Here is a 1,141-nt window from a genome sequence, read left to right as displayed (position 1 = left end):
GATCCACTTCCCAAGCAGTGTTGGAGACCAGCTCCATTCCGGTGATTTTGGTAGAGGAAGAGGATTTTGGAAAGAGAGGGATCCCCATTCTCGAAGGCGAAAAAAGCTGAGGATCCTCCTTTTTCTCTGGCTGAGTTCTCTATTTAGGTTCATTGATTCGCAATCTCATTGGAATAGCTGCAATACTACATAGTATCGACCGGGTAGGCGCGAATGGCTGCATCTACTGTTGCAATGGTCAATCCATTTTGTAGAGCTTGGCAGATAAGGATTCTGTCGAACGGATCCCGGTGTAGTAGCGGAAGCTTAGCTAGTTGAGCTACACTATCCTCATCAAGGTCAAGACTGGCAATTTGATGTAGGTTTCTTTGTTTGGGTAAGTAAGTTGCAGGATGCTCCGGCAAAGGTAGCTTGCCCAACTGGTGTTTAACAGTGGCTTCCCAGATTGAGATTACGCTCAGGTAAACCTGATTGTTTGCATCGCGAATTGCGTCTCGAAGATGCTCTGAAAGTCGATTGCTACCGCTGATAAACCATAAAAAGATATGTGTATCTAGAAGAATTCTCATTGGCTCTCAAATGCGTTGAGAACATCTTCTGGCAAAGGAGCGTCGAAATCATCTGGAACGACAAATTCACCCGCACACAGACCAAACGGGCGTAACCGCTGACTACTGGAGATAGGTCTGAGCTCAGCGATAGGCTTGCCCGACTTAACAATGACAAGAGTTTTACCCGTCTCCACTTGATGAAGGTACTTTAGGGGATCACGTTGAATTTCATCAACAGTTACAATTGACATCGACTTAGCTCATCTAACTCACTATACTCAAGATACTCAATGGGCAAGCAATCTCTCAAAACTCGATCACCTGAAGCTATCTGGGTAAAAATCCTTGACTAACTGGCTTGATTTGTCCTTCAGCAAAGATGCAAGCCTCCCCATCGAAGTCAAAACCTCGCTCCTCAGCCGCCTACCTTAGAGTACCAGGTACTACACCATGTTCCGCATCAACAGCAATAGCCTAGATCTGACTCAACGCCGAGGAGCTGCTTATGTCCGATTTCCCTTCTGCGTGGCGCTTTATTGTTTTGCTGGGGATCGTCAGCCTCTGCGCCGACGCCACCTACGAGGGGGCCC

2 protein-coding genes are annotated in these 1,141 nt (G+C 47.2%); both read right to left on the bottom strand.

What is annotated here, in order from left to right:
• Positions 1-185: 185 nt before the first annotated feature.
• Entirely contained in the window at positions 186-569 is a 384-nt protein-coding gene (locus NW853_RS08250) for a type II toxin-antitoxin system VapC family toxin (RefSeq protein ID WP_414336209.1), read from the bottom strand.
• On the bottom strand, positions 566-802 hold the full coding sequence (locus NW853_RS08245) for a type II toxin-antitoxin system Phd/YefM family antitoxin (RefSeq protein ID WP_414336207.1): 237 nt from the start codon (positions 800-802) through the stop codon (positions 566-568). Before NW853_RS08245 ends, NW853_RS08250 begins: the two co-directional genes overlap by 4 nt.
• Between the last annotated feature and the right edge of the window lie 339 nt (positions 803-1,141).

Origin of the sequence: Synechococcus sp. H55.11, from assembly GCF_047462475.1 — a bacterium.
Lineage (GTDB): Bacteria > Cyanobacteriota > Cyanobacteriia > Thermostichales > Thermostichaceae > Thermostichus.
The sequence above is the reverse complement of the archived record's forward strand: the minus strand, read 5'-3'. Positions and strand labels throughout refer to the sequence as shown.

Excerpts from the sequence above, each read along its gene's own strand:
- NW853_RS08250 (WP_414336209.1), bottom strand. The coding sequence starts at position 569 with ATGAGAATTCTTCTAGATACACATATCTTTTTATGGTTTATCAGCGGT.
- NW853_RS08245 (WP_414336207.1), bottom strand. The coding sequence starts at position 802 with ATGTCAATTGTAACTGTTGATGAAATTCAACGTGATCCCCTAAAGTAC.